Raw genomic sequence first — 25559 nt, 5'->3', positions numbered from 1 at the left:
AGCTGCGCTCTGTCAGGCACTTGACAGCATCGGCTATGATATCCGTTTTGATTTATCAGGCCGCACCTGGCCGCGCACTTGTACGTTCAAGGATCCTATGAGCAAGCCCACTGTCGACCCTACCTCGAATTCCAAGACTGGACCGGCCGTACCGGTCAACTTCCTGCGCCCGATCATCCAGGCGGACCTGGACTCGGGTAAGCACACACAGATCGTGACCCGCTTCCCTCCGGAGCCCAACGGTTACCTGCACATCGGTCACGCCAAGTCGATCTGCGTGAACTTCGGTCTGGCCCAGGAGTTCGGGGGTGTCACCCACCTGCGCTTCGACGACACCAACCCGGCCAAGGAAGACCAGGAGTACATCGACGCCATCGAAAGCGACGTCAAGTGGCTGGGTTTCGAATGGTCCGGTGAAGTGCGCTATGCCTCGCAATATTTCGACCAGTTGCACGACTGGGCCGTGGAACTGATCAAGGCAGGCAAAGCCTACGTCTGCGACCTGACCCCCGAGCAGGCCAAGGAATACCGCGGCAGCCTCACCGAGCCGGGCAAGAACAGCCCGTTCCGCGAGCGTTCGATAGAAGAGAACCTGGACTGGTTCGCCCGCATGCGTGCCGGCGAATTCCCGGACGGTGCACGGGTACTGCGGGCCAAGATCGACATGGCCTCGCCGAACATGAACCTGCGCGACCCGATCATGTACCGCATCCGCCACGCCCATCACCACCAGACCGGTGACAAGTGGTGCATCTACCCCAACTACGACTTCACCCACGGTCAGTCGGATGCCATCGAAGGCATCACCCACTCGATCTGCACACTGGAGTTCGAAAGCCACCGTCCGCTGTACGAGTGGTTCCTCGAGCACCTGCCAGTGCCGGCCAACCCGCGCCAGTACGAGTTCAGCCGCCTGAACCTGAACTACACCATCACCAGCAAGCGCAAGCTCAAGCAACTGGTGGATGAGAAGCACGTGAATGGTTGGGACGACCCGCGCATGTCGACCCTGTCGGGCTTCCGCCGCCGCGGCTACACCCCGGCATCGATCCGCAATTTCTGCGAGATGGTTGGCACCAACCGCTCCGACGGCGTGGTCGACTACGGCATGCTGGAATTCAGCATCCGCCAGGACCTCGACGCGAATGCCCCGCGCGCCATGTGCGTGCTGCGTCCGTTGAAAGTCGTGATCACCAACTATCCGGAAGACCAGGTCGAGAACCTCGAACTGCCGCGTCATCCGCAGAAAGAAGAACTTGGCGTGCGCAAGCTGCCATTCGCCCGTGAAATCTACATCGACCGTGACGACTTCATGGAAGAGCCGCCAAAAGGCTACAAGCGCCTGGAGCCGAACGGCGAAGTGCGCCTGCGCGGCAGCTACGTGATCCGTGCCGACGAAGCGATCAAGGATGCTGAGGGCAATATCGTCGAGCTGCGTTGCTCCTACGATCCGGACACCCTGGGCAAGAACCCTGAAGGCCGCAAGGTCAAGGGCGTGGTCCACTGGGTGCCGGCTGCGGCTAGCGTCGAGTGCGAAGTGCGTCTGTACGATCGTCTGTTCCGCTCTCCGAACCCGGAGAAGGCCGAAGACAGCGCGAGTTTCCTGGACAACATCAACCCTGACTCCCTGCAAGTGCTCACTGGTTGTCGTGCTGAACCCTCGCTGGGCAACGCACAGCCGGAAGACCGTTTCCAGTTCGAGCGCGAAGGCTACTTCTGCGCGGATATCAAGGACTCGAAACCAGGTGCTCCGGTATTCAACCGTACCGTGACCCTGCGCGACTCCTGGGGTCAGTGATTCAGTCAAGGAACTAACGTGCTAACGATCTACAACACGCTCACCAAGAGCAAAGAAGTCTTCAAGCCTCTGGATGGCAACAAGGTGCGCATGTACGTGTGCGGCATGACCGTGTACGACTACTGCCACCTGGGCCATGGCCGCAGCATGGTGGCCTTCGACCTGATTACCCGCTGGCTGCGTTTCAGCGGGTATGACCTGACGTATGTGCGCAACATCACCGACATCGAAGACAAGATCATCAACCGGGCCAAGGAGAACGGTGAGCCGTTCAATGTCCTGACCGAACGCATGATCACGGCGATGCACGAGGATGAAGCACGCCTCAACATCCTCAAGCCGGACATGGAGCCGCGTGCCACGGATCATATTCCGGGCATGCTGAAGATGATCCAGACCCTGATCGACAAGGGTTACGCTTATGCCCCGGGCAATGGCGACGTGTACTACCGCGTCGGCAAATTCATGGGCTACGGCAAGCTGTCGCGCAAGAAGATCGAAGACCTGCGCATCGGCGCGCGGATCGAAGTCGACGAGTCGAAGCAGGACCCACTGGACTTCGTTCTGTGGAAAGGCACCAAGCCGGGCGAGCCAAGCTGGCCATCGCCTTGGGGTGACGGTCGTCCGGGCTGGCACATCGAATGCTCGGTGATGTCCACCTGCTGCCTGGGCGAGACCTTCGACATTCATGGCGGCGGCAGCGACCTGGAGTTCCCGCACCACGAGAACGAGATTGCCCAGAGCGAGGCCGCCACCGGCAAGCCCTACGCCAACGCCTGGATGCACTGCGGCATGATCCGCATCAATGGCGAGAAGATGTCCAAGTCCTTGAACAACTTCTTCACCATTCGCGATGTGCTCGACAAGTACCATCCGGAAGTGGTGCGTTACCTGCTGGTGGCCAGCCACTACCGCAGCGCCATCAACTACTCGGAAGACAACCTCAAGGACGCCAAGGGCGCCCTGGAGCGTTTCTATCACGCACTCAAGGGCCTGCCGAAAGTGGCGCCGGCCGGTGGCGAGGCTTTTGTCGAACGTTTCACCCAGGTGATGAACGACGACTTCGGTACTCCGGAAGCCTGTGCCGTGTTGTTCGAGATGGTGCGCGAGATCAACCGCCTGCGTGAGAGCGATATCGATGCGGCGGCCGGTCTGGCGGCGCGCCTGAAAGAGCTGGCCAGCGTACTGGGTGTGCTGCAACTGGAAGCCGACGACTTCCTGCAAGCCGGTGCCGAAGGCCGGGTCGATGCGGCCGAAGTCGAGGCGCTGATCCAGGCTCGCCTGGCGGCCCGTGCCAACAAGGACTGGGCCGAGTCCGACCGGATCCGTGACCAGATCACCGCCATGGGCGTGATTCTGGAAGACGGCAAGGGCGGCACTACCTGGCGTCTGGCTGACTAGGCCTAGGTTCGCAGCAACAAGAAACCCGCCTGGTGCGGGTTTTTTGTTGCCCATTGCAAAGCTCAGGCTCGCTCAGGCCAGGGAGGCCAGGCGCTCTACGGTATCCGGATAGCGTTCCACTAGGCGTATCAGGGTGGTGGCCTGGGCATTGGGGGTGGCGCGGCCCTGTTCCCAATTTTCCAGGGTGCGGGTGTTGGTGCGCAGGTACATGGCGAATACCGAGCGCGAGAGGTTGAGTTGCTGGCGGATGTTCATCACCTCGGCGGCGGTGATGGGCGGCAGCTTGTCGAGCTTCACTTTATGGCTACGCAGGGTGATCTTGCCCTGACGTTCCTGGGTGAGGGCATCGACGCTTTCTAGCAGTTCGGAAAAGATGTCACGTTTGGTCATGTCTTCTGGCCTCGATTTCACGTTCCAGCAGTTGTTTGAGCTGTTGTCGCTGCTGCGGTAGCAGGTCGTCCATCTGCTCCTTGTCGAACAAGGTAAAGAGCCAGAACTGCGCTCCCCCGGACCACCAGTAATAAATCACCCTCAGCCCGCCACGCTTGCCGTTGTTGCGTCGCTCATCGACGAAACGCATCTTGCGCAAGCCGCCAGTGCCCTGAATCAGAACACCCGCGTGCGGGTGGCGTAGCAACTCGATCTGCAGTTCGCAGAACAACTCGTCGTCAAGGAAGTCCTTTCGGTATCGTGCAAATGCCGGTAGTTCAATAAACAGAGCATTCATTTCATACGCTTCCTGCGTATAGACTGGATGACGCTGCAGCTTTGGTCAAGGCCCGCTGAGCGCCGCGTTTGATCTGGCAACAGTCTATGCCCGCGGCAGTGGGCTGAATGTCGGACCGGGCCGACGTGACAGGAAGGGCGATTCCGAGTTTCGCTGGGAAGAGGGGAGGGCAGGGGCCTGAAATGCAAAACGGCACCCGAAGGTGCCGTTCTGTTTGTTGCGTTGAAACCTAAGTGATCAACCCGCCAGGCCGGAGTGCTGGACCAGGGTCAGCAGCGGCTGTGGGTATACGCCCAGGAAGAACGCCAGGACCGCGATGGCCAGCAGCATGACGCCACCGGCTTTCTGTTCCCAGTGCAGTTGGGCATCGACGCGACGCAGGTTCGGCTCGATCAGGTACAGGGTGACCATCACTCGCAGGTAGTAGAAGACGCCGATGGCGCTGCCCATTACCAGGGAACCGACCAGCCACCATTGGTGCGCTTCGACACCGGTAGCGATGATGTAGAACTTGCCGATGAAGCCCGCGGTCAGCGGAATACCGGCCAGGGAGAGCATCATCACAGTGAGCACGGCGGTCAGGTACGGACGGCGCCAGAACAGGCCGCGGTACTCGTACAGGGCGTCGGCATCACGGCCCTTGTACGGCGAGGACATCAGGGTGATCACGCCGAAGGCGCCGAGGCTGGTGATCACGTAGGTGACCAGGTACACGCCGATGGCTTCCATGGCCAGACCCTTGCTCGCCACCAGGGCGATCAGCAGGTAACCGAAGTGGGCGATGGACGAGTAACCCAGCAGACGCTTGAGGTTGCTCTGGGTCAGCGCCAGCAGGTTGCCCACCAGGATCGAGGCGATGGCGATCACGGTCAGCACGTTGCTCAGGACACCGCTGCTGGCCACTGGAGACAGCTGGAACAGACGCACCAGTACGGCGAACACTGCCACCTTGCTGGCGGTGGCCAGGAAGGCGGCGACCGGCGCCGGGGCGCCTTCGTAGACGTCCGGAGTCCACAGGTGGAATGGTACCAGCGACAGTTTGAAGGCCAGGCCGATCAGCATCATGCCCAGGCCCAGTTGCGCCAGCGGGCTTGGCAGCCCAGTGGCGGCCAGGGCCTGACCGATGCCGCTGAAGCTCAGGCTACCGGCTTCTGCGTAGAGCAAGGCCATGCCGAACAACAGGAAGCCCGAACCGGCGGCCGACAGCACCATGTACTTGATGCCGGCTTCCAGGGAGCGCTTGTTGAAGAAGGCATAGGCCACCAGGCCGTAGACCGGTACCGAAAGCAGCTCCAGGCCGATGAACAGGCCGGCCAGGTTCTGCGCGCTGACCAGTACCAGACCACCGGCGGCGGCCAGCAGGATCAGCAGGTACAGCTCTTCTCGGTTGCCCGGGTAACCGCTGCTGCCGTCGCCCAGGTAGGCGTGGGCCAGGGTGACGCAGGCCAGGGTGGCCACCAGGATCAGGGCCATGTAGAGGCAGGCGAACTGGTCGATCTGCAACAGCGGGGTAACCGCCAGGGGTGCCACTTTCAGCACCGGGAAGATCGACAGCAATGCCAGGTTCAGACCGGCCACCGACAGCAGGAAGGTCTGGGCGTGGTTGCGCCGCCAGGCGATCGCCAACATCACCACCACAAGGGTGGCGCTGGTGATCAGCAGCGGCGCCAGGGCTATAAAGTGTTGAATCGTAAAGTCCATAGCGCTCTTACCGGGCCGAAGCGAGTTGAGTGAAGGCGGTGCTGAGCCATTGCTGCACACCATGCATGGTGGCGGCAGAGGTATCGAGGAACGGTTGCGGGTACACGCCGATGTAGATCAGCAGGACCGCCAGTCCCAGCACCATGATCAGTTCGCGAGCATCCATACCGTGCAGTACCGCGTCCGACTTGGACGGGCCGAAGTAGGCACGGTGGATCATGATCAGCGAGTAGACCGAGCCGAACACCAGGCCGGAAGTCGCGATCGCGGTGATCCATGGCGCACTGACGAAGGTGCCGATCAGGATCAGGAACTCGCCGACGAAGTTACCGGTGCCCGGCAGGCCCAGAGAAGCTGCTGCAAAGAACAGGCTGATGGCCGGCAGGTAGGCGATACGCGACCACAGGCCGCCCATTTCACGCATGTCGCGGGTATGGGTGCGCTCGTACAACTGGCCGCTGAGGATAAACAGCGCGGCTGCCGAAACACCGTGGGCCAGCATCTGGATCACCGCGCCCTGCAGGGCCTGCTGGCTGCCGGAGTAGATACCGATCAGCACGAAGCCCATGTGGGAAACGCTGGAGAAGGCGATCAGGCGCTTGATGTCGGTCTGGGCGAACGCCAGGAAGGCACCGTAGAAAATCCCGATCAGGCCCAGGGTCATGGCGATCGGTGCGAACTCGGCCGAGGCGTTGGGGAACAACGGCAGGGCAAAGCGCAGCAGGCCATAGGCCGCGGTCTTCAGCAGGATGCCCGCCAGGTCCACGGAACCGGCGGTCGGTGCCTGGGCGTGAGCGTCAGGCAGCCAGGAGTGGAACGGCACCACCGGCAGCTTCACCGCAAAGGCGATGAAGAAGCCGAGCATCAGGATGTACTCGGTGGCGGTGGACATCTTGGTCTTGAGCAACTGGGCGTAATCGAAAGTGATGACCCCGGTGTTGTTGAAGTTGACCAGCACCAGACCCAGGATCGCCACCAGCATGATCAGGCCGGAAGCCTGAGTGAAGATGAAGAACTTGGTCGCCGCGTAAATCCGGGTTTTCTTGCCGTCTGCCGAGCTGTGACCCCAGAGCGCGATGAGGAAGTACATCGGCACCAGCATCATTTCCCAGAAGAAGAAGAACATGAACAGGTCCAGCGCCAGGAACACGCCGACCACACCGCCCAGGATCCACATCAGGTTCAGGTGGAAGAAGCCCACGTGACGCTGGATCTCTTTCCAGGAGCAGAGTACCGAGAGGATACCCAGCAGGCCGGTCAGCAGGATCATCAACAGCGACAGGCCGTCCAGCGCCAGGTGCACGTTGATGCCGAAGCGCTCGATCCAGACATGCTTGAACTCGATGGCCCAAGTTGGATCGGCGCCAGGCGCCGGAGCAAATGAATAGTTACCGTGGGCCCACAGCCAGAGGCCGAGAGCGAGTTCCAGGGTCATGGTCAACAGCGCAATCCAGCGGGGGAGGGTGGCGCCGAAGCGCTCACCCAGCCAGCACAGCAGGCCGCCGATGAAGGGGATCAGGATTAGCCAAGGCAGAATCATGACGGGCTCAATTCCTTTCGCAAGTTCGCAAGGTTCATATCAGACCGCTACCAGCACAATGGCGCCGATGACCAGCACGGCACCGGCTGCCATCGAGGCGGCGTACCAACGCAGTTGACCGGTCTCGGTACGGCTCAGGGAGTTGTGACCCCCTTTGGCCATACGCGGGATCAAACCGATGGTCTGATCGAGCGGGTCCTTGCGCAGTACATGGCTGATGGCCAGGTATGGCTTGACGAACAGTTTGTCGTAGATCCAGTCGAAGCCCCAGGCGGCGAACCACCAGGCCGAGAGCAGACGCCCGATGCCGCTGTTGGCGATGGCGGTCACAACGCGACGCTTGCCAAGGAACAACAGGGCGGCCAGCAGGATACCGGCCAGGGCGATGGCGCCCGAGGCGATTTCCAGGCTGTGCTTGGCTTCGCCACCGGCATGACCGGCGCTCAGCGGCAGTACACCATGCAGGGGCGGAGTGATCATCGCGCCGATCCCGGTGGACAGCACGATCAGCACCACCAGCGGCAGCCAGTGGGAGATCCCGTGGCCGGCGTGGGCTTCGGTCTTGGCTTCACCGTGGAAGGTGATGAAGATCAGGCGGAAGGTGTACAGCGAGGTCATGAACGCACCCACCAGGCCGGCGTACAGCAGGCCGTGGTTGCCGCTGGCGAAGGCTTCCCAGAGGATCTCGTCCTTGGAGTAGAAGCCCGCGGTTACCAGAGGCAGGGCTGCCAGGGCTGCGCCACCAACGATGAAGCTGGCGTAGGCCAGAGGCAGTTTCTTCCACAGGCCGCCCATCTTGAAGATGTTCTGCTCGTGGTGGCAGGCAACGATCACCGCACCGGAAGCAAGGAACAGCAGGGCCTTGAAGAAGGCGTGGGTCATCAGGTGGAAGATCGCGCCGTCCCAGGCGCCAACGCCCAGGGCCAGGAACATGTAGCCGATCTGGCTCATGGTCGAGTAGGCGAGGATCCGCTTGATGTCGGTTTGCACCAGCGCGGCGAAGCCGGCCAGAACCAGAGTCACGCCGCCGACCAGGCCTACCAGGTGCAGGACTTCCGGCGCCAGGGTGAACAGGCCGTGGGTACGGGCGATCAGGTAGACACCAGCGGTCACCATGGTCGCGGCGTGGATCAGTGCCGAAACCGGGGTCGGACCGGCCATCGCGTCCGCCAGCCAGGTCTGCAGCGGCAGTTGCGCGGATTTACCCACGGCGCCGCCCAGCAGCATCAGGGTCGCCAGGGTGATCCAGAAGTCGCCGGCCTGGAACTTCTGCGGTGCCAGCACCAGCAGTTCCTGGACGTTCAGCGTGCCCACCTGTTGGAACAGGATGAACAGGCCGATGGCCATGAATACGTCGCCGATACGGGTGACGATAAAGGCCTTGAGTGCGGCGTTACCGTTGTTGCGGTTGCTGTAGTAGAAACCGATCAACAGATAGCTGCACAGGCCCACGCCTTCCCAGCCGAAGTACAGGAACAACAGGTTATCGCCCAGCACCAGGAACAGCATGCTGGCGATAAACAGGTTGGTGTAGGCGAAGAAGCGCGAGTAGCCGGCTTCACCACGCATGTACCAGGACGCGAACAAGTGGATCAGGAAGCCCACGCCCACTACTACACCCAGCATGGTCACGGACAGACCATCCAGGTACAGGGCGAAGTTCGGTGCGAAACCGTCCACCGACATCCACTGCCACAGCACCTGGGTGTAGTGACCACCCGCGGGCGGCGCGACGTTGAATTGCCAGATCACGTAGGCGGCCACGATGGCCGACAGGCCAATGGAGCCGACGCCGATCAGGGCCGAGAGGTTTTCCGAGAGGCGTCCCCGGGAGAACGACAGCAGCAGGAAACCGATCAGGGGGAATACGAAAGTCAGAAAGAGAAGGTTCATCCGCGCATCTCGCTGGCTGCATCGATATCGAGAGTGTGGAAGCGGCGGTACAGCTGCAGCAGGATCGCCAGGCCAATACTGGCCTCGGCGGCTGCCAGGCTGATCACCAGGATGAACATCACTTGTCCATCCGGTTGCGCCCAGCGGGCGCCCGCAACGATGAAGGCCAGTGCAGAGGCGTTCATCATCACTTCCAGGCTCATCAATACGAAGAGGATGTTACGGCGGACCATCAGGCCGACCAGACCGAGGCAGAACAGGATGCCGGCAACCGCCAGACCGTGCTCGAGAGGGATAACAGGCATGGTATTACTCCTTCGCCTCGTTGCGGCCCAAGTGGAACGCCGTGACGGCTGCGGCAAGCAGCAGCATCGAGGCGAGTTCGACCACCAGCAGGTAAGGACCGAACAGGCTGATGCCCACGGCCTTGGCGCTGACGGTGGTTTGACCGATACCGGCACCGCTCTGGTGGCTGAACAATACGTACAGCAGTTCAGCCAGCAGCAGCGCGGCGAGAATCACCGGGCCGATCCAGATGCCGGGCGTGAGCCAGATACGCTCTTGCTGAGCCGCGGCCGGGCCGAGGTTGAGCATCATCACCACGAACACGAACAGCACCATGATGGCGCCAGCATAGGCGATCACTTCCAGGGCGCCGGCGAACGGCGCGCCGAGGCTGAAGAAGGTCATGGCCACGGCGATCAACGAAATGATCAGGTAGAGCAGGGCGTGCACAGGGTTGGTGTTGGTGACCACGCGTAGCGTGGAAACAACGGCAACACCTGATGCGAAATAGAAAGCGAATTCCATCGTTCTTCCTTAAGGCAGCAAGCTCTTCACGTTGATCGGCTCGGCTTCATTCTGCGCGGAGCCTTTTGGCTTACCGGCAATGGCCATACCTGCAACACGATAGAAGTTGTAGTCAGGGTTCTTTCCGGGACCGGAGATCAGCAGATCCTCTTTCTCGTAAACCAGGTCCTGACGTTTGAACTCGGCCATTTCGAAATCCGGTGTCAGCTGGATTGCGGTGGTCGGGCAGGCTTCCTCGCAAAGACCGCAGAAAATGCAGCGCGAGAAGTTGATACGGAAGAAGTCCGGGTACCAGCGACCGTCTTCGGTTTCAGCTTTCTGCAGCGAGATGCAACCCACAGGGCAGGCCACGGCGCACAGGTTGCAGGCAACGCAACGTTCTTCGCCGTCGGGGTCGCGAGTCAGGACAATACGGCCACGGTAGCGTGGCGGCAGGTACACCGGCTCTTCGGGGTATTGCAGGGTGTCGCGTTTGCGGAAGCCGTGACCGAACACCATCACCAGGCTGCGCAACTGGGTACCAGTACCCTTAACGATGTCGCCAATATATTTGAACATGGGTCAAATCCTCACTGAACCGCGCCCGCTGGCGTGTTCAACAACACAAGCGCTGCGGTCACCAGCAAATTGATCAGGGTCAGCGGCAGGCAGAATTTCCAGCTGAAGTCCATCACCTGGTCATAACGCGGGCGCGGGATAGAGGCGCGCAGCAGGATGAACAGCATGATGAAGAACGCGGTCTTCAGGGCGAACCAGACGAAGGACAGTTGCGGCAGGATGCCGAACGGACCGTGCCAGCCACCGAAGAACAGGGTGACCAGCAGTGCCGAGATCAGGATGATGCCGATGTACTCGCCAACGAAGAACATGCCCCATTTCATACCGGCGTATTCAATGTGGTAACCGTCGGCCAGTTCCTGTTCCGCTTCCGGCTGGTCGAAGGGGTGACGGTGAGTCACGGCCACGCCAGCGATGAAGAACGTACAGAAGCCGAAGAACTGCGGAATGATGAACCACAGGTTCTGCGCCTGGTACTCGACGATGTCGCGCATGTTGAACGAACCGACCTGAGCCACGATGCCCATCAGCGCCAGGCCCATGAACACTTCGTAGGACACGGTCTGGGCCGAGGCACGCAAGCTGCCCAGCAGGGCGAACTTGTTGTTACTCGACCAGCCGGCGAACAGCACCGCGTAGACCGAAAGACCGGCCATGGCGAAGAAGAACAGCAGGCCGATGTTCAGGTCCGCGACGCCCCAGGTTGGGGTGATCGGGATGATCGCAAAGGCGATCAGCAAGGCGCTCATGGCGACCACCGGTGCCAGGGTGAAGATCACCTTGTCGGCAAACGGTGGAGTCCAGTCTTCCTTGAAGAACATCTTCAGCATGTCGGCGGCGATCTGGAACATACCGAACGGGCCAACGCGGTTCGGACCGTAACGGTCCTGCCACCAGCCCAGCAGGCGACGTTCGACGAAGCTCAACAGCGCACCGGCGACCACCACGGCCAGCAGGATCACGATGGCTTTGACGACCGTCAGGATCACGTCGATCACTTCAGGGGTAAACCAACTCATTGCGCCGCCTCCTGCAGACCGTCAACGGATTTGCCAAAGAACGCCGGAGGAATCCCCGCCAGGCCGGCAGGCAGGCCCACCAGGCCAGCACCCAGCTCTTCGTTGATGCGCAGTGGCAGACGCAGGGTCTGGCCGGCTACGTTCACCGTGAGCAAGGCACCGTCGTTGACACCCAGGCGATCGGCTTCGGACTTGGCCAGGGCCACGTAGGCCGCCGGAATGCGTTCCTGCACTGGAGCGGCTTTTGAAGAGTTCTCTTCGCTGCCGAACAGATGGTAGAACGGCACCGCTTGCCAAGTACCCTGAGCCGGGGAGAAGGCCCGCGGCACGCTGGCGAACCAGTTGAGGCGGTCGCCCTGGCTTTCGATCAGGCGGGTACCCGGGTCGCCGGCACGCAGGTGGCCGCCGACTTCGTCCTGGAACTTGTTCCAGGCTTGCGGCGAGTTCCAGCCCGGCGACCAGGCGAACGGCACTTGCGAGCGCGGTTCGGCGGAGCCCGAGTAACCTTCCATGGAGTAGGCGAAGGCAGTATCCGGGTCTTGCGAAGTACGCGGTTCGTGCACGCTCTGGTTGGCGCGCATGGCGGTGCGGCCACTGTAGCGCAGCGGTTCGCGAGCCAGTTTCAGGCCCTTGATGCGGAACGCGGCGGATGGCGCGGCGTCAACGATGCCGGCCAGTTGCGGGGTGCTCGCGGCGCAGGCAGCGGTCACGTGGTCCAGCTGGGTCCAGTCCACCGGCTGGTTCAGCAAGGTACTGCGCAGGGCATGCAGCCAGCGCCAGCCTTCGTGAACCATGATGCTGGCGTCCAGGTAGGTCGGATCGAAGACCTGGAAGAAGCGCTGGGCGCGGCCTTCCTGGCTGATCAGGGTGCCGTCGCCTTCGGCGAAGCTGGCCGCCGACAGCACCAGGTGTGCACGCTCGAGGGTTGCAGTCTGTTGATGATCGGCAACGATCACCACCTTCGCTGCATTAAGCGCGGCATCCACCTTGGCTGCGTCGGTGCGGGTGTACAGGTCGTTTTCCAGCACCACGATGGCGTCGGCCTTACCGTCGATCACCGCCTGCAGGGCCGCGTCCACGGATTCGCCACCGAGCATGGCCAGGCCGAGGCTGTTGGCCTCTGGCACGATCAGGCTGATGGAGCCGGCTTTCTCGCGCAGCTTCAAGGCTTTGGCAATGTTCGCCGCTGCTTCGATCAGTGCCTTGGAACCCAGGGAGGTACCGGCAATGATCAGTGGCCGCTTGGCCGCCAGCAGAGCATCAGCGATGCGTTTGGCCAGTTCCAGGGCTTCGCTGTCCAGGCCTTCCACGGCCGGGGCACTGGCGTCGATGGCGTGGGCCACGGCGAAACCGATGCGCGCCAGGTCGTCCGGAGCGGCGTGTACACACTCCTCGGCCACGTCGTCGAGCTTGGTTTCAGCGAGGCTGGCAATGAACAGCGGGTTCAGCGCGTGCTGGCCGATGTTCTTCACCGCAGCGTCGAGCCAAGGCTGGACGCGCATGGCATCGGCCATTTCCTCGGCCTTGCCCTTGACTGACTGGCGCAGGGCCAGGGCCATGCGTGCGGCGGTCTGGGTCAGGTCTTCGCCGAGGACAAAGATGGCATCGTGGTCTTCGATGTCGCGCAGGTTCGGAACCGGCAGCGGGCTGTCGTTCAGAACCTGCAGAACCAGGCGGATGCGCTCCAGTTCAGAAGCTTCGATACCGCTGTAGAAGTGCTCGGCACCTACCAGCTCACGCAGGGCGTAGTTGCTTTCCAGGCTGGCGCGAGGCGAGCCGATACCGACGATGTTGCGACCGCGCAGCAGGTCGGCGGCCTGGTCCAGAGCCTGGTCCAGGGTCAGCTTGGTGCCGTCGGCCAGGCGTGGCTGGCGTGGACGGTCCTTGCGGTTGACGTAGCCATAACCGAAACGGCCACGGTCGCAGAGGAAGTACTGGTTCACCGAACCGTTGTAGCGGTTCTCGATGCGCCGCAGCTCGCCGTAGCGCTCGCCCGGGGAGATGTTGCAACCGCTGGAGCAGCCATGGCAGATGCTCGGCGAGAACTGCATGTCCCACTTGCGGTTGTAGCGCTCGGAGTGAGTCTTGTCGGTGAACACACCGGTCGGGCAGACCTCGGTGAGGTTGCCGGAGAACTCGCTTTCCAGGGTGCCGTCTTCAACGCGACCGAAGTACACGTTGTCGTGGGCGCCGTAGACGCCCAGGTCGGTACCGCCGGCGTAGTCCTTGTAGAAGCGTACGCAGCGATAGCAGGCGATGCAGCGGTTCATCTCGTGGGAAATGAACGGGCCGAGGTCCTGGTTCTGGTGGGTGCGCTTGGTGAAGCGGTAACGGCGCTCGTTGTGGCCGGTCATCACCGTCATGTCTTGCAGGTGGCAGTGACCGCCTTCCTCACAGACCGGGCAGTCGTGGGGGTGGTTGGTCATCAGCCACTCGACAACACTGGCGCGGAAGGCCTTGGATTCTTCATCGTCGATGGAGATCCAGGTGTTGTCGGTGGCTGGGGTCATGCAGGACATGACGATACGACCACGGGTGTCGTTCTCGTCGGTGTACTGCTTGACCGCGCACTGGCGACAGGCACCGACGCTACCGAGAGCGGGGTGCCAGCAGAAATAAGGGATGTCGAGGCCTAGTGACAGACAAGCCTGTAACAGGTTGTCCGCCCCATCGACTTCGAGCGCTTTGCCGTCTACGTGGATAGTGGCCATGGTTCAAAGTTCTTCGTTGGCCCGGTGTCAGCGGGCGTGGCTAATGGAATCTTGTTATGCGTGCGAATCAACACAGCCGTTCACGGCGTCATCGCACGTCGAGCGCAGGGCACGGACCCTGCACCCTCATCTAAGCGTTACGCGCCGACTACGATCGGTCGGGCCAGAGGCGGGACGGCGGCGCTGGTAGGCGCGATGCCGGCTTCGAACTCTGGACGGAAATACTTGATGGCACTGCCCAAAGGCTCCACGGCACCCGGTGCGTGAGCACAGAAGGTCTTGCCTGGGCCGAGGAAACCCACCAGACCCAGCAGGGTCTCGATGTCGCCTTGCTGGCCTTGGCCATTCTCCAGGGCCATCAACAGCTTGACGCTCCATGGCAGGCCATCGCGGCAAGGGGTGCAGAAGCCGCAGGATTCACGGGCGAAGAACTGCTCCATGTTGCGCAGCAGCGACACCATGTTGATGCTGTCGTCCACCGCCATGGCCAGGCCGGTACCCATACGGGTGCCCACTTTGGCGATGCCGCCGGCATACATTTGCGCATCCAGATGTTCTGGCAACAGGAAGCCGGTACCAGCGCCGCCTGGCTGCCAGCACTTGAGCTTGAAGCCGTCGCGCATGCCGCCGGCGTAGTCTTCGAACAGCTCGCGTGCGGTCACGCCGAAGGGCAGCTCCCACAGGCCAGGGTTCTTCACTTTGCCGGAGAAGCCCATCAGCTTGGTGCCGTGGTCTTCGCTGCCTTCGCGGGCCAGAGATTTGTACCACTCCACGCCGTCGCCGATGATCGCCGGCACGTTGCACAGGGTCTCGACGTTGTTCACGCACGTCGGCTTGCCCCATACGCCCACGGCGGCAGGGAAGGGCGGCTTGGAGCGTGGGTTGGCGCGACGGCCTTCCAGGGAGTTGATCAGTGCGGTTTCTTCACCGCAGATGTAACGCCCGGCGCCGGTGTGGACGAACAGCTCGAAATCGAAGCCGCTGCCCAGGATGTTCTTGCCCAGCAGGCCCGCGGCCTTGGCTTCTTCCACGGCACGCCGCAGGTGCTTGGCGGCGGTGGTGTACTCGCCGCGCAGGAAGATGTAGCCGCGGTAGGTTTTCAGTGCGCGGGCACTGATCAGCATGCCTTCGATCAGCAGATGGGGCAGTTGCTCCATCAGCATGCGGTCTTTCCAGGTGTTGGGTTCCATTTCGTCCGCGTTGCACAGCAAGTAGCGGATGTTCATGGATTCGTCTTTGGGCATCAGGCCCCACTTCACGCCGGTGGGGAAGCCCGCACCGCCGCGACCCTTGAGGCCGGCATCCTTGACGGTCTGGACGATGTCGTCCTGGGACAGGTCGGCGAAGGCCTTGCGGGCCGCCGCGTAGCCGTTCTTGGCCTGGTACTCGTCGAGCCATACGGGCTCGCCGTCGTCACGCAGGCGCCAGGTCAGGGGGTGGGTTTCTGCGGTGCGCGCAATGCGGTTCGCAGGGCCGAAAGAGGTCAGGGTCATACGTAGCCCTCCAACAGTTTGGCCACGCCAGCAGGCTGCACGTCGCCGAAAGTGTCGTCGTCGATCATCAGCGCCGGGGCCTTGTCGCAGTTGCCCAGGCAGCACACTGGCAGCAGGGTGAAGCGGCCGTCGGCGGTGGTCTGGCCGAGGCCAATGCCCAGCTCGCTCTGGATCTGGCTGACCACGGACTCGTGGCCGCCGATGTAGCAGACCATGCTGTCGCAGACGCGAATGATGTGGCGGCCCACTGGCTGACGGAAGATCTGGCTGTAGAACGTCGCCACACCTTCAACGTCGCTGGCGGGGATGCCAAGGATCTCGCCGATGGCGTAGACCGCGCCGTCCGGCACCCAGCCACGTTCCTTCTGGACGATCTTCAGGGCTTCGATCGACGCCGCGCGCGGGTCTTCGTAGTGATGCATCTCGTGCTCGATGGCCGAGCGCTCGGTTTCGCTCAGGGCGAAACGGTCTGTCTGGATAAGCGTGCTGTTCATGCTTAGCGGTCCACGTCGGCCATAACGAAGTCGATACTACCCAGGTACGCGATCAAGTCCGCGACCATGCTGCCGCGGATCACCGAAGGGATCTGCTGCAGGTGCGGGAAGCTTGGGGTGCGAATCCGGGTGCGGTAGCTCATGGTGCCGCCATCGCTCGTCAGGTAATAACTGTTGATGCCCTTGGTCGCTTCGATCATCTGGAAGGATTCGTTGGCCGGCATCACCGGGCCCCACGAAACCTGCAGGAAGTGCGTGATCAAGGTTTCGATGTGCTGCAGGGTGCGCTCTTTCGGCGGCGGCGTGGTCAGCGGGTGATCCGCCTTGTACGGGCCTTCCGGCATGTTGCGCAGGCACTGGTCGATGATCTTGATGCTCTGGCGCATCTCTTCGACGCGAACCATGCAGCGGTCATAGGCGTCGCCGTTGGCAGCCAGCGGCACTTCGAACTCGAAGTTCTCGTAGCCGGAGTACGGACGAGCCTTGCGCAGGTCGAAATCGCAACCGGTGGAACGCAGGCCGGCACCGGTGACGCCCCACTCCAGGGCTTCCTTGGTGTTGTAGGCGGCAACGCCGATGGTCCGACCCTTGAGGATGCTGTTCTGCAGGGCAGCCTTGGTGTACTCGTCGAGGCGCTTGGGCAGCCATTCGACGAAGTCCTTGACCAGTTTTTCCCAGCCGCGGGGCAGGTCGTGGGCGACGCCGCCGATGCGGTACCAGGCCGGGTGCAGACGGAAGCCGGTGATGGCTTCGATCACGGTGTAGGCACGCTGACGGTCGGTGAAGGTGAAGAACACCGGGGTCATGGCACCGACGTCCTGGATGTAGGTACCCAGGAACAGCAGGTGGCTGGTGATGCGGAAGAACTCGGCCATCATGATGCGGATGACGTCGACCTTCTCCGGTACCTTGATGCCGGCCAGCTTCTCGACCGACAGCACGTACGGCAGGTTGTTCATCACCCCGCCGAGGTAGTCGATACGGTCGGTGTAAGGGATGAAGCTGTGCCAGGACTGACGCTCGGCCATTTTCTCGGCACCACGGTGGTGGTAGCCGATGTCCGGTACACAGTCGACGATCTCTTCACCGTCCAGCTGCAGGATGATGCGGAAGGCACCGTGGGCTGAAGGGTGGTTCGGGCCCAGGTTGAGGAACATATAGTCCTCATTGGCACCGGAACGCTTCATGCCCCAGTCTTCCGGACGGAAGCGCGCGGCTTCCTCTTCCAGCTGCTGTTTGGCCAGGGTCAGGCTGAACGGGTCGAACTCGGTGGCGCGGGCCGGGAAGTCCTTGCGCAGCGGGTGACCTTCCCAGGTCGGCGGCATCATGATCCGCGAAAGGTGAGGGTGGCCGGCAAAGTCGATGCCGAACATGTCCCAGACTTCACGTTCGTACCAGTTGGCGTTGGGCCAGATACCGGTCACGGTCGGCAGGCTGAGGTCGCCTTCGGACAGGGCCACCTTGATCATCACGTCGCTGTTACGTTCGATCGACAGCAAGTGGTAGAACACGCTGAAATCGGCACCCGGCAGGCCTTGGCGCTTGGTGCGCAGGCGCTCGTCTACGCCATGCAGGTCATAGAGCATGACGTACGGCTTGGGCAGGTTGCGCAGGAAGGTCAGGACTTCAACGAGTTTGGAGCGAGTAACCCACAGCACCGGCATGCCGGTGCGGGTGGCCTGGGCGGTGAACGCCTCAGGGCCAAAACGGTTATTGAGTTCGACGACCACATCCTGGTCGTCAGCCTTATAAGGCGGGATGTACAGAGCACTGCCTGTAGTCATGGTTTTTTATCGCTTTCGGTCAACGTAAAGAGTGAAACCAGTGTCGTTTCTTCGTGAGAACAGATCTGGATCAGACTTCGTCAGGGCTGCGCAGGTTGGTGACCTGAATACGCTGTTCGCGGCGCTGCTCCTTTTGCGACGGCATTTCGGCGCGGTACACGCCTTGATCACCGACGACCCAGGAAAGTGGGCGACGCTCCTGGCCAATGGACTCTTGCAAGAGCATCAAGCCTTGCAGGAATGCCTCAGGGCGGGGCGGGCAGCCAGGTACGTAGACGTCCACGGGCAGGAACTTGTCCACCCCCTGAACTACGGAGTAGATGTCGTACATGCCGCCGGAGTTGGCGCACGAACCCATGGAGATAACCCATTTTGGCTCGAGCATTTGCTCATAGAGACGCTGGATGATCGGCGCCATCTTGATGAAGCAGGTGCCGGCAATAACCATGAAATCTGCCTGACGCGGCGATGCCCGGATAACCTCGGCGCCAAAGCGCGCGATGTCGTGGGGCGCCGTGAAGGCAGTGGTCATTTCCACGTAGCAGCAGGACAGACCGAAGTTGTACGGCCACAGGGAGTTCTTACGCCCCCAGTTGACCGCGCCGCTCAGCACGTCTTCCAGCTTGCCCATGAAGATGTTTTTGTGGACCTGATCCTCTAACGGATCGGAAACGGTTTCCCGTTCGCCGATCGGGTACTGATCGTTAGGAGCATCGGGGTCGATCCTGGTGAGATTGTATTGCATCGCCAAAGCCTCATTGTTTTAGCTTCGCCTGCCGCTTACGACGACCTTCCGGAGCCCAGTCAAGAGCCCCCACTCGCCAAAGGTAGACAAGACCTGCCAACAGAATTGCTATGAAAACGAGAGCTTCGACGAATCCGGTCCAGCCGCTTTCGCGGACGGACACAGACCAGGCAAAGAGAAATAGGGCTTCGATATCGAAGATCACGAAGAGCATCGCGACCAGATAGAATTTGGCTGAGAGCCGCAAGCGGGCGCCACCGGTAGGTAGCATGCCGGACTCGAACGGTTCGTTTTTGCTGCGGCCCCAGGCTTTTGACCCGAGGAGGCTGGAGACGCCGAGCATGAAGGCGCAAAGGCCGACAACACCCAGAAGGAAAATGGCAAAGCCCCAGTTGTGGGCCATGAGTCCTGTCGCTTCGGGCATGCTGGTAATCCTTAACAGAGAGCAAGAGTCTCTGAGCTTGATAAAGAAATAAAGCAGTGACGATATGTCGCAGCGCAATCAATCGCGCTGATTTTATGGCTAAACACCGGGCAAGTAAAATTTCTAAAGCGAAATTGTTTATCGTAATAAGGACATAGCTCACCCCTGTAGCCCCGTAAGCCGCGGCCTGTGGGCATTAGGGGAGGTTTTGTTAATTATGTTTTGTTGCTGCGGCAACGAAAGTTACAGCGTCTAAATGATAATCAATATTGTTTAGAGGTTGCTTTAATCTGCTTTCCTTCGGGGAGTGGGAAAGTTGCTTGTTATATCCCTGTTACTGCAAGTAGCAGGGGCGCACCTTTTAACCTGTTTCGCTACGGGTAACACCGCTCTGGATCAATTTTTTGTCGGCTTTTGCGCAGCAGTCGGCTTGACGCTGAATTTTCCGGCCAGTGGGAGGGTGGGTGTTGCGGGGAGCCCGCTTCGCCGGCAAGCCGGCTCCTACGGGTGGGTTTGCAAAAAAAACGCCCCGAACCAGGTCGGGGCGTCAGCTTTACAGCAATGCAGTTGTTTTTAGCGGGTCTGCATTGGCCGCTCGATCAAGGCACGAGGCCTGGAATCAGTGGAACTGCTCTTCTTCGGTGGAGCCGGTCAGAGCGGTTACCGAGGACGAACCACCCTGGATCACGGTGGTCATGTCGTCGAAGTAGCCGGTGCCCACTTCCTGCTGGTGAGCCACGAAGGTGTAGCCTTTGGCGGCGTCAGCGAATTCCTGCTCTTGCAGTTTCACGTAGGCGGTCATGTCGTTGCGGGCGTAGTCGTGCGCCAGGTTGAACATGCTGTGCCACATGTTGTGGATGCCGGCCAGGGTGATGAACTGGTGCTTGTAACCCATGGCGGACAGTTCGCGCTGGAACTTGGCGATGGTTGCGTCGTCCAGGTTCTTCTTCCAGTTGAAGGAAGGCGAGCAGTTGTACGACAGGATCTGGTCCGGGTATTCCTTCTTGATCGCTTCGGCGAAACGACGGGCTTCGTCCAGGTCCGGCTTGGCGGTTTCGCACCAGATCAGGTCGGCGTACGGAGCGTAAGCCAGGCCGCGGGCGATCGCTTGATCCAGGCCGGCTTTTACTTTGTAGAAACCTTCCTGGGTGCGGGTGCCAGTCACGAACGGCTGGTCGTACGGGTCGCAGTCCGAAGTCAGCAGGTCAGCAGCGTTGGCGTCGGTACGGGCCAGGATGATGGTCGGTACGCCGGCAACGTCGGCCGCCAGACGGGCAGCGGTCAGCTTCTGTACGGCTTCCTGAGTCGGAACCAGTACCTTGCCGCCCATGTGGCCGCACTTCTTCACGGAAGCCAGCTGGTCTTCGAAGTGAACGCCAGCGGCGCCTGCTTCGATCATGCTCTTCATCAGCTCGTAAGCGTTCAGCACGCCGCCGAAACCGGCTTCAGCGTCAGCCACGATCGGTGCGAAGTAGTCGATGTAGCCGTCGTCGCCCGGGTTCTTGCCGGCTTTCCACTGGATCTGGTCGGCACGACGGAACGAGTTGTTGATGCGCTTGACCACGGTCGGAACCGAGTCCACCGGGTACAGCGACTGGTCGGGGTACATGGATTCGGCGGAGTTGTTGTCCGCAGCCACTTGCCAGCCGGACAGGTAGATCGCCTGGATCCCCGCTTTGACTTGTTGTACAGCCTGGCCGCCGGTCAGGGCGCCCATGCAGTTGACGAAATCTTTCTCAGGACGGAAGGACGGCTTGGCGCCTTGGGTGACCAGGTTCCAGAGCTTCTCGGCGCCCATGCGTGCCAGGGTGTGCTCGGGTTGGACCGAGCCACGCAGACGGACCACGTCGGCAGCGGAGTAAGTGCGAGTCACGCCTTTCCAGCGCGGGTTTTCAGCCCAGTCTTTTTCAAGGGCTGCAATTTGCTGTTCGCGTGTCAGTGCCATGGAGATAAACCTCGTCGCGTCTTGTGTAAAAAGTCGTTCTTGGTTGGAAAATTCCGGCTCCGCCGATCACGCAGCATAACGTTGCGTGGAAGGCTGCTCGCTGACCAGGAAGCTTAGGTGGTCAAGTCGGGTCTGGCGGGGATGGCGACGGGTGAACGATGGGCTCGAGGGGAAAGTGAGCAGGTGAAGGCGAGCTGCGGTGCGCATGCGGGCGTCGTGGGCCTTGGTGCGTTCCATCAGTGTGTTGCCGATCGACCTAATTACGCTTCCGTCCCTCGGGACAACTTCGTTCCAGTCGCAATCTCGTCAAACACACCTTGTGGGCAGTACAGACACGAATCGGCTCAGGTGGGTAGGTTAGAGCGGCGATCCGAAGGCCCTTGCCAGGGCCCCTGATTAGCGGGAGCGAGGCCATCATGCCCGCGGTTTTTGGGCTCGTCAAATGTTTTGTAGTGCTTTTTTTATGGCACTACATCTTTGGTCTAATACGACTAATCAGTCAGTTTTTGGTGCTTTAGTCCAAGGCGTCGACCTTGACTCGCAAGGTCATGTCATCCCGCCCTTGAGTCGAGTAGCTGCGGCCCGGGGCCTGTTTGTCGGCCTGGGTCTGGCGATTGACCCCGGCCAGGGTGATCCACTCGCCGAGGCGCCCGCTGACAGTTGTGTCGGTACTTTGCACGTTCACTACATCGGGACGTTCCTGGCTCATGCGGTCACGGTTGGTGCTGATGCTCAGGTGCACGGTCTCGCCGGTCACGCTGGCCGTCACGTAAAAGCCCTGGGTGACGTTGCGGTATTGAGTCTGGTTTTGCAGGCGACCGTAGGGATCGGTCTGGGTGGTGGTCAGGGGGACGCTCTGACCTACCTGGATCAGCGCCGGCACGCCTTCGCTGGCCTGGACCTGTTGGATGCCGCCATCGCGGCTCTCGGTGCTGCGATTGATGATTCGGGTCTGAGGCGCGCCGTTGACCGAATAGCCCTGATTGTCCTGGAAGTTGTTTTCATTGGTGTCGACGGTGATCAGCAGGCGCTTGGCCGCCGTATCCAATTGCGCAATGAAAGCCCGCAGTTCGGCGATCTTGCCCGGTTCGGCATTGACGATCAGTTGGTTGCCATAGGCGCTGACCTTGCCGTCCTTGCCAAGAAAGTTCTGCGCCACCGGCAGCAGATCGGCGCTGGTGCGGTTGTTGAGGGGCACGATCTCGGTGGCGGCCATGACCGAGCAGCTGAAGGTCAGCAGCAGCGTCGTGAGCAAGGTGCGTAGGGACATATCCGTTATCTCCGCGAGTAGCTGGCGTAAAGCCTTGAGTTTGACACTTTGTCGGCTTTGGGTGGGGCAAGTTGAATCCTAGACGGCAAAACGCCCCGGCATCCTGGTCTTGCGCCGGGTGGGCGCAAGGGGATGGCGGGGCGTTCGTTCTGGCGATTGCCGCTAGGGCTGGTCGGTCAGGCGCCGCGAACCATGTCGACGTGGGGGATTCCCGCTTCGAGGAATTCCTCGCTGACAATCGAGAAGCCCAGGCGCTCGTAGAACGGCGTGGCCTGGACCTGGGCGCTGAGCATCTGTTGCTTCAGGCCGCGTTTCTCGGCTTCGTCGATCACTGCGCGCATCAGCGCATCGCCGACCTTGAGGCCGCGCCAGTCCTTGAGCACCGATACCCGGCCGACATGGCCGTCCGGCAGCAAGCGTGCGGTTCCGATAGGGAAATCACCCTCGAAGGCCAGGAAGTGCACGGCGCTGTCGTCGTCGGCGTCCCACTCCAGCTCGGGTGGAACGGATTGTTCGGCAATGAACACTGCTTCACGAATGCGCCGGATCTCGGCGTTATCCTTTTGCCAGTCTGCGACACGTACGTGAATCTTATTCATCGGCAAACCCCAGGCTCCCTTGCTTGACCAGTTCACACAGCAGGCCGCGCCCATCTTCATCCGCCAGCCAGGGGCCGAGGTTGTCGATATGCAGGGCGTCAGCGGCGCAAATCATTTTCAGCAGCTCGCGCAGTTTACCGGGAAGCAGGCGACTTTGGCCGCTGGCGAACAGCAGCAGGTCTTCATCCACTTCCGACCAGGCCAGGCGCGCGCTTGGATTGCGGATCAGGATAGCGCCCTGTTCCAGGCTGCCCAGCAGGTCGTCCTCTTCCAGTTCCGGGCCGACCACCAGTTCCGGGTAGCGTGGCTCGGTCATGAATTGGCCGAACCAGGTCAGCAGCAGGCGCTCGTCGCTCATGTGCTCGGCCAGCAGGCCCTTGAGGCGATCGAGGGCGTCCTGCTGGATCTGGTGCGGGTCGCTGGCCGGCTGCACGTCGGCATCGGTGTAGCGATCTTCGTCCGGCAGGAACTGGCCGAGGAAGTCGGTGAAGTGGGTCAGCACTTCGGCGGCGCTTGGAGCGCGGAAGCCCACCGAGTAGGTCATGCAGTCATTCACCGCGACGCCGTAGTGAGCCAGGCGCGGTGGCAGGTAGAGCATGTCACCCGGCTCCAGGACCCAGCTTTCGGTCTCTTCGAATTCGGCGAGGATGCGCAGGTCCGCATGCTGCAGCAGCGGGCTTTCGGAGTCGCACATCTGGCCGATCTTCCAGTTGCGCTTACCGTGGCCCTGCAGCAGGAACACGTCGTAGTTGTCGAAGTGCGGACCGACATTACCGCCAGGTGCGGCGAAGCTGATCATCACATCGTCGATGCGCCAGCTCGGCAGGAAGCGGAAGTGTTCCAGCAACTCGGCGACTTCCGGTACGAACTGGTCCACGGCCTGGACCAGCAGGGTCCAGTCGCGTTCCGGCAGTTTGCTGAACTCGTCTTCGGCGAAGGGGCCACGACGCAGTTCCCAGGGGCGCTCGCCGTTCTCGATCACCAGGCGCGATTCGACTTCTTCTTCCAGGGCCAGGCCGGCCAGTTCGTCGGGTTCGATCGGGCTTTCGAAGTCAGGCAGGGCCTGACGGATCAGCAGGGGCTTCTTCTGCCAGTAGTCACGCAGAAATTCCCGTGCAGTGATGCCGCCCAGAAGTTGAAGTGGAATATCAGGATTCATGTGTAACCTATTGAAAAAGTGTACTTTTCTAGCAGGAATAAAAACGCCCGGCGCGGCCGGGCGTCAAAAGGTCGAGCAATCGGTCAGATACGCTTGGCCTGGGCCACGGCATTGCCGATGTAGCTGGCCGGGGTGAGCTTCTTCAGCTCGGCCTTGGCCGCGGCAGGCATGTCCAGCCCGTCGATGAAAGTCTGCAGCGCTTCAGGGCTGATGCCCTTGCCGCGGGTCAGTTCCTTGAGTTTTTCGTAAGGGTTTTCGATGTTGTAGCGACGCATCACGGTCTGGATCGGCTCGGCCAGGACTTCCCAGCAAGCGTCCAGGTCTTCAGCGATCTTCTGGGCGTTGAGCTCCAGTTTGCTGATGCCCTTGAGGCTGGCTTCGTAGGCAATCACGCTGTGAGCAAAGCCCACGCCCAGGTTGCGCAGTACGGTGGAGTCGGTCAGGTCGCGCTGCCAGCGGGAGATCGGCAGCTTGCTCGCCAGATGCTGGAACAGGGCGTTGGCGATCCCCAGGTTGCCTTCGGAGTTTTCGAAGTCGATCGGGTTGACCTTGTGCGGCATGGTCGAGGAACCGATTTCGCCGGCAATGGTGCGCTGCTTGAAGTAGCCCAGGGAGATGTAGCCCCAGATATCGCGATCGAAGTCGATCAGGATGGTGTTGAAGCGGGCGATGGCGTCGAACAGCTCGGCGATGTAGTCGTGCGGCTCGATCTGCGTGGTGTAGGGGTTGAAGGCCAGGCCCAGTTCGTCTTCGATGAAGGCGCGGGCGTTGGCTTCCCAGTCGATGTCCGGGTAGGCCGACAGGTGGGCGTTGTAGTTGCCCACGGCGCCGTTGATCTTGCCCAGCAGCGGCACGGCAGCGACCTGAGCGATCTGACGCTCCAGGCGGTACACGACGTTGGCCAGTTCTTTGCCCAGGGTGGTCGGGGAGGCCGGCTGACCGTGAGTACGCGAGAGCATCGGCACTTCGGCGAAACGGATCGCCAGTTCACGGATGGCGTTGGCGGTCTGGCGCATCAGCGGCAGCATTACTTCATCACGGCCTTCGCGCAGCATCAGGGCGTGGGACAGGTTGTTGATGTCCTCGCTGGTGCAGGCGAAGTGGATGAATTCACTGACGTTGGCCAGCTCAGGCAGCTTGGCGGCTTGTTCCTTGAGCAGGTACTCGATGGCCTTGACGTCGTGGTTGGTGGTGCGCTCGATCTCTTTGACGCGCTCGGCGTGCTCCAGGGAGAAGTTCTCTGCCAGGGCATTGAGGACAGCGTTGGCTTCGGCGGAGAACGCCGGCACTTCGCTGATGGCGCTATGGGCGGCCAGGCGTTGGAGCCAGCGCACTTCAACGAGGACGCGAGCACGGATCAGGCCGTATTCGCTGAAAATGGGGCGCAGGGCCTGGGTTTTGCCGGCGTAGCGGCCGTCAACAGGGGAAACCGCAGTGAGCGAAGAGAGCTGCATGGGGTGTTCTCGGACAGTCGGGCAACGAAATGGG

At 61.3% G+C, this 25559-nt stretch carries 22 protein-coding genes; 2 read left to right on the top strand and 20 right to left on the bottom strand.

What is annotated here, in order from left to right; translation table 11 throughout:
* The first annotated feature begins 97 nt into the window (after positions 1-97).
* The gene (locus tag P7C00_RS21295; protein WP_404937308.1) at positions 98-1798 is read left to right on the top strand and encodes a glutamine--tRNA ligase/YqeY domain fusion protein; all 1701 of its coding nucleotides are present in this window, start codon (positions 98-100) and stop codon (positions 1796-1798) included.
* Between the two features lie 18 nt (positions 1799-1816).
* The gene (gene cysS, locus P7C00_RS21290) at positions 1817-3199 is read left to right on the top strand and encodes a cysteine--tRNA ligase (RefSeq protein WP_092313045.1); all 1383 of its coding nucleotides are present in this window, start codon (positions 1817-1819) and stop codon (positions 3197-3199) included.
* Between the two features lie 72 nt (positions 3200-3271).
* Here cysS and P7C00_RS21285 read toward each other — a convergent pair whose 3' ends face one another.
* The 20 genes from P7C00_RS21285 to purB form a co-directional block, all read right to left on the bottom strand.
* Positions 3272-3589, bottom strand: coding sequence for a helix-turn-helix domain-containing protein (locus P7C00_RS21285; protein WP_404937307.1), 318 nt, complete (start codon positions 3587-3589; stop codon positions 3272-3274).
* Positions 3576-3926, bottom strand: coding sequence for a toxin (locus P7C00_RS21280; protein WP_346635092.1), 351 nt, complete (start codon positions 3924-3926; stop codon positions 3576-3578). Before P7C00_RS21280 ends, P7C00_RS21285 begins: the two co-directional genes overlap by 14 nt.
* A 237-nt stretch (positions 3927-4163) precedes the next feature.
* Positions 4164-5627 carry an NADH-quinone oxidoreductase subunit NuoN gene (gene nuoN / locus P7C00_RS21275; RefSeq protein ID WP_015636299.1) on the bottom strand — a complete coding sequence of 488 codons (1464 nt, stop codon included), beginning with the start codon at positions 5625-5627 and terminating at the stop codon, positions 4164-4166.
* Between the two features lie 7 nt (positions 5628-5634).
* The gene (gene nuoM / locus P7C00_RS21270) at positions 5635-7167 is read right to left on the bottom strand and encodes an NADH-quinone oxidoreductase subunit M (RefSeq protein ID WP_011062195.1); all 1533 of its coding nucleotides are present in this window, start codon (positions 7165-7167) and stop codon (positions 5635-5637) included.
* 39 nt (positions 7168-7206) lie between these two features.
* Entirely contained in the window at positions 7207-9060 is a 1854-nt protein-coding gene (gene nuoL, locus P7C00_RS21265; protein WP_253164798.1) for an NADH-quinone oxidoreductase subunit L, read from the bottom strand.
* Positions 9057-9365 carry an NADH-quinone oxidoreductase subunit NuoK gene (gene nuoK / locus P7C00_RS21260; protein WP_077934490.1) on the bottom strand — a complete coding sequence of 103 codons (309 nt, stop codon included), beginning with the start codon at positions 9363-9365 and terminating at the stop codon, positions 9057-9059. Before nuoK ends, nuoL begins: the two co-directional genes overlap by 4 nt.
* 4 nt (positions 9366-9369) lie before the next feature.
* The gene (gene nuoJ / locus P7C00_RS21255; RefSeq protein WP_011062192.1) at positions 9370-9870 is read right to left on the bottom strand and encodes an NADH-quinone oxidoreductase subunit J; all 501 of its coding nucleotides are present in this window, start codon (positions 9868-9870) and stop codon (positions 9370-9372) included.
* 9 nt (positions 9871-9879) lie between these two features.
* Complete coding sequence (gene nuoI / locus P7C00_RS21250; RefSeq protein ID WP_003223795.1) at positions 9880-10428, bottom strand: NADH-quinone oxidoreductase subunit NuoI; 549 nt, start codon at positions 10426-10428, stop codon at positions 9880-9882.
* Positions 10429-10439: 11 nt separating this feature from the next.
* The gene (gene nuoH, locus P7C00_RS21245) at positions 10440-11447 is read right to left on the bottom strand and encodes an NADH-quinone oxidoreductase subunit NuoH (RefSeq protein WP_346635091.1); all 1008 of its coding nucleotides are present in this window, start codon (positions 11445-11447) and stop codon (positions 10440-10442) included.
* Positions 11444-14158, bottom strand: coding sequence for an NADH-quinone oxidoreductase subunit NuoG (gene nuoG / locus P7C00_RS21240; protein ID WP_346635090.1), 2715 nt, complete (start codon positions 14156-14158; stop codon positions 11444-11446). Before nuoG ends, nuoH begins: the two co-directional genes overlap by 4 nt.
* A 137-nt stretch (positions 14159-14295) precedes the next feature.
* Positions 14296-15651 (bottom strand): NADH-quinone oxidoreductase subunit NuoF, encoded by a 1356-nt coding sequence (gene nuoF / locus P7C00_RS21235; RefSeq protein ID WP_253164795.1) that lies wholly within the window; start codon positions 15649-15651, stop codon positions 14296-14298.
* Positions 15648-16145, bottom strand: coding sequence for an NADH-quinone oxidoreductase subunit NuoE (gene nuoE, locus P7C00_RS21230; protein WP_011062188.1), 498 nt, complete (start codon positions 16143-16145; stop codon positions 15648-15650). Before nuoE ends, nuoF begins: the two co-directional genes overlap by 4 nt.
* Positions 16146-16147: 2 nt before the next feature.
* Positions 16148-17929 carry an NADH-quinone oxidoreductase subunit C/D gene (gene nuoC, locus P7C00_RS21225; RefSeq protein WP_346635089.1) on the bottom strand — a complete coding sequence of 594 codons (1782 nt, stop codon included), beginning with the start codon at positions 17927-17929 and terminating at the stop codon, positions 16148-16150.
* Between the two features lie 70 nt (positions 17930-17999).
* A complete protein-coding gene (locus P7C00_RS21220; RefSeq protein ID WP_011062186.1) occupies positions 18000-18674 on the bottom strand; it encodes an NADH-quinone oxidoreductase subunit B family protein in 675 nt (224 codons plus the stop codon).
* Positions 18675-18684: 10 nt separating this feature from the next.
* A complete protein-coding gene (locus tag P7C00_RS21215) occupies positions 18685-19098 on the bottom strand; it encodes an NADH-quinone oxidoreductase subunit A (RefSeq protein ID WP_011062185.1) in 414 nt (137 codons plus the stop codon).
* A 619-nt stretch (positions 19099-19717) separates the two neighbouring features.
* Entirely contained in the window at positions 19718-21043 is a 1326-nt protein-coding gene (gene aceA / locus P7C00_RS21210; RefSeq protein WP_025126589.1) for an isocitrate lyase, read from the bottom strand.
* Positions 21044-21557: 514 nt separating this feature from the next.
* Entirely contained in the window at positions 21558-22313 is a 756-nt protein-coding gene (locus P7C00_RS21205; protein ID WP_346635088.1) for a secretin N-terminal domain-containing protein, read from the bottom strand.
* Positions 22314-22489: 176 nt separating this feature from the next.
* The gene (locus tag P7C00_RS21200) at positions 22490-22912 is read right to left on the bottom strand and encodes a GNAT family N-acetyltransferase (protein ID WP_016964775.1); all 423 of its coding nucleotides are present in this window, start codon (positions 22910-22912) and stop codon (positions 22490-22492) included.
* Positions 22905-24071 (bottom strand): cupin domain-containing protein, encoded by a 1167-nt coding sequence (locus tag P7C00_RS21195; RefSeq protein ID WP_346635087.1) that lies wholly within the window; start codon positions 24069-24071, stop codon positions 22905-22907. Before P7C00_RS21195 ends, P7C00_RS21200 begins: the two co-directional genes overlap by 8 nt.
* Positions 24072-24154: 83 nt before the next feature.
* Positions 24155-25525 (bottom strand): adenylosuccinate lyase, encoded by a 1371-nt coding sequence (gene purB / locus P7C00_RS21190; RefSeq protein ID WP_110723301.1) that lies wholly within the window; start codon positions 25523-25525, stop codon positions 24155-24157.
* Between the last annotated feature and the right edge of the window lie 34 nt (positions 25526-25559).

The organism is Pseudomonas sp. JDS08PS003 (assembly GCF_045013505.1).
GTDB classification, from domain to species: domain Bacteria; phylum Pseudomonadota; class Gammaproteobacteria; order Pseudomonadales; family Pseudomonadaceae; genus Aquipseudomonas; species Aquipseudomonas protegens_B.
Note: the sequence above shows the minus strand (reverse complement) of the source record. Positions and strands in the feature narration are given on the sequence as shown.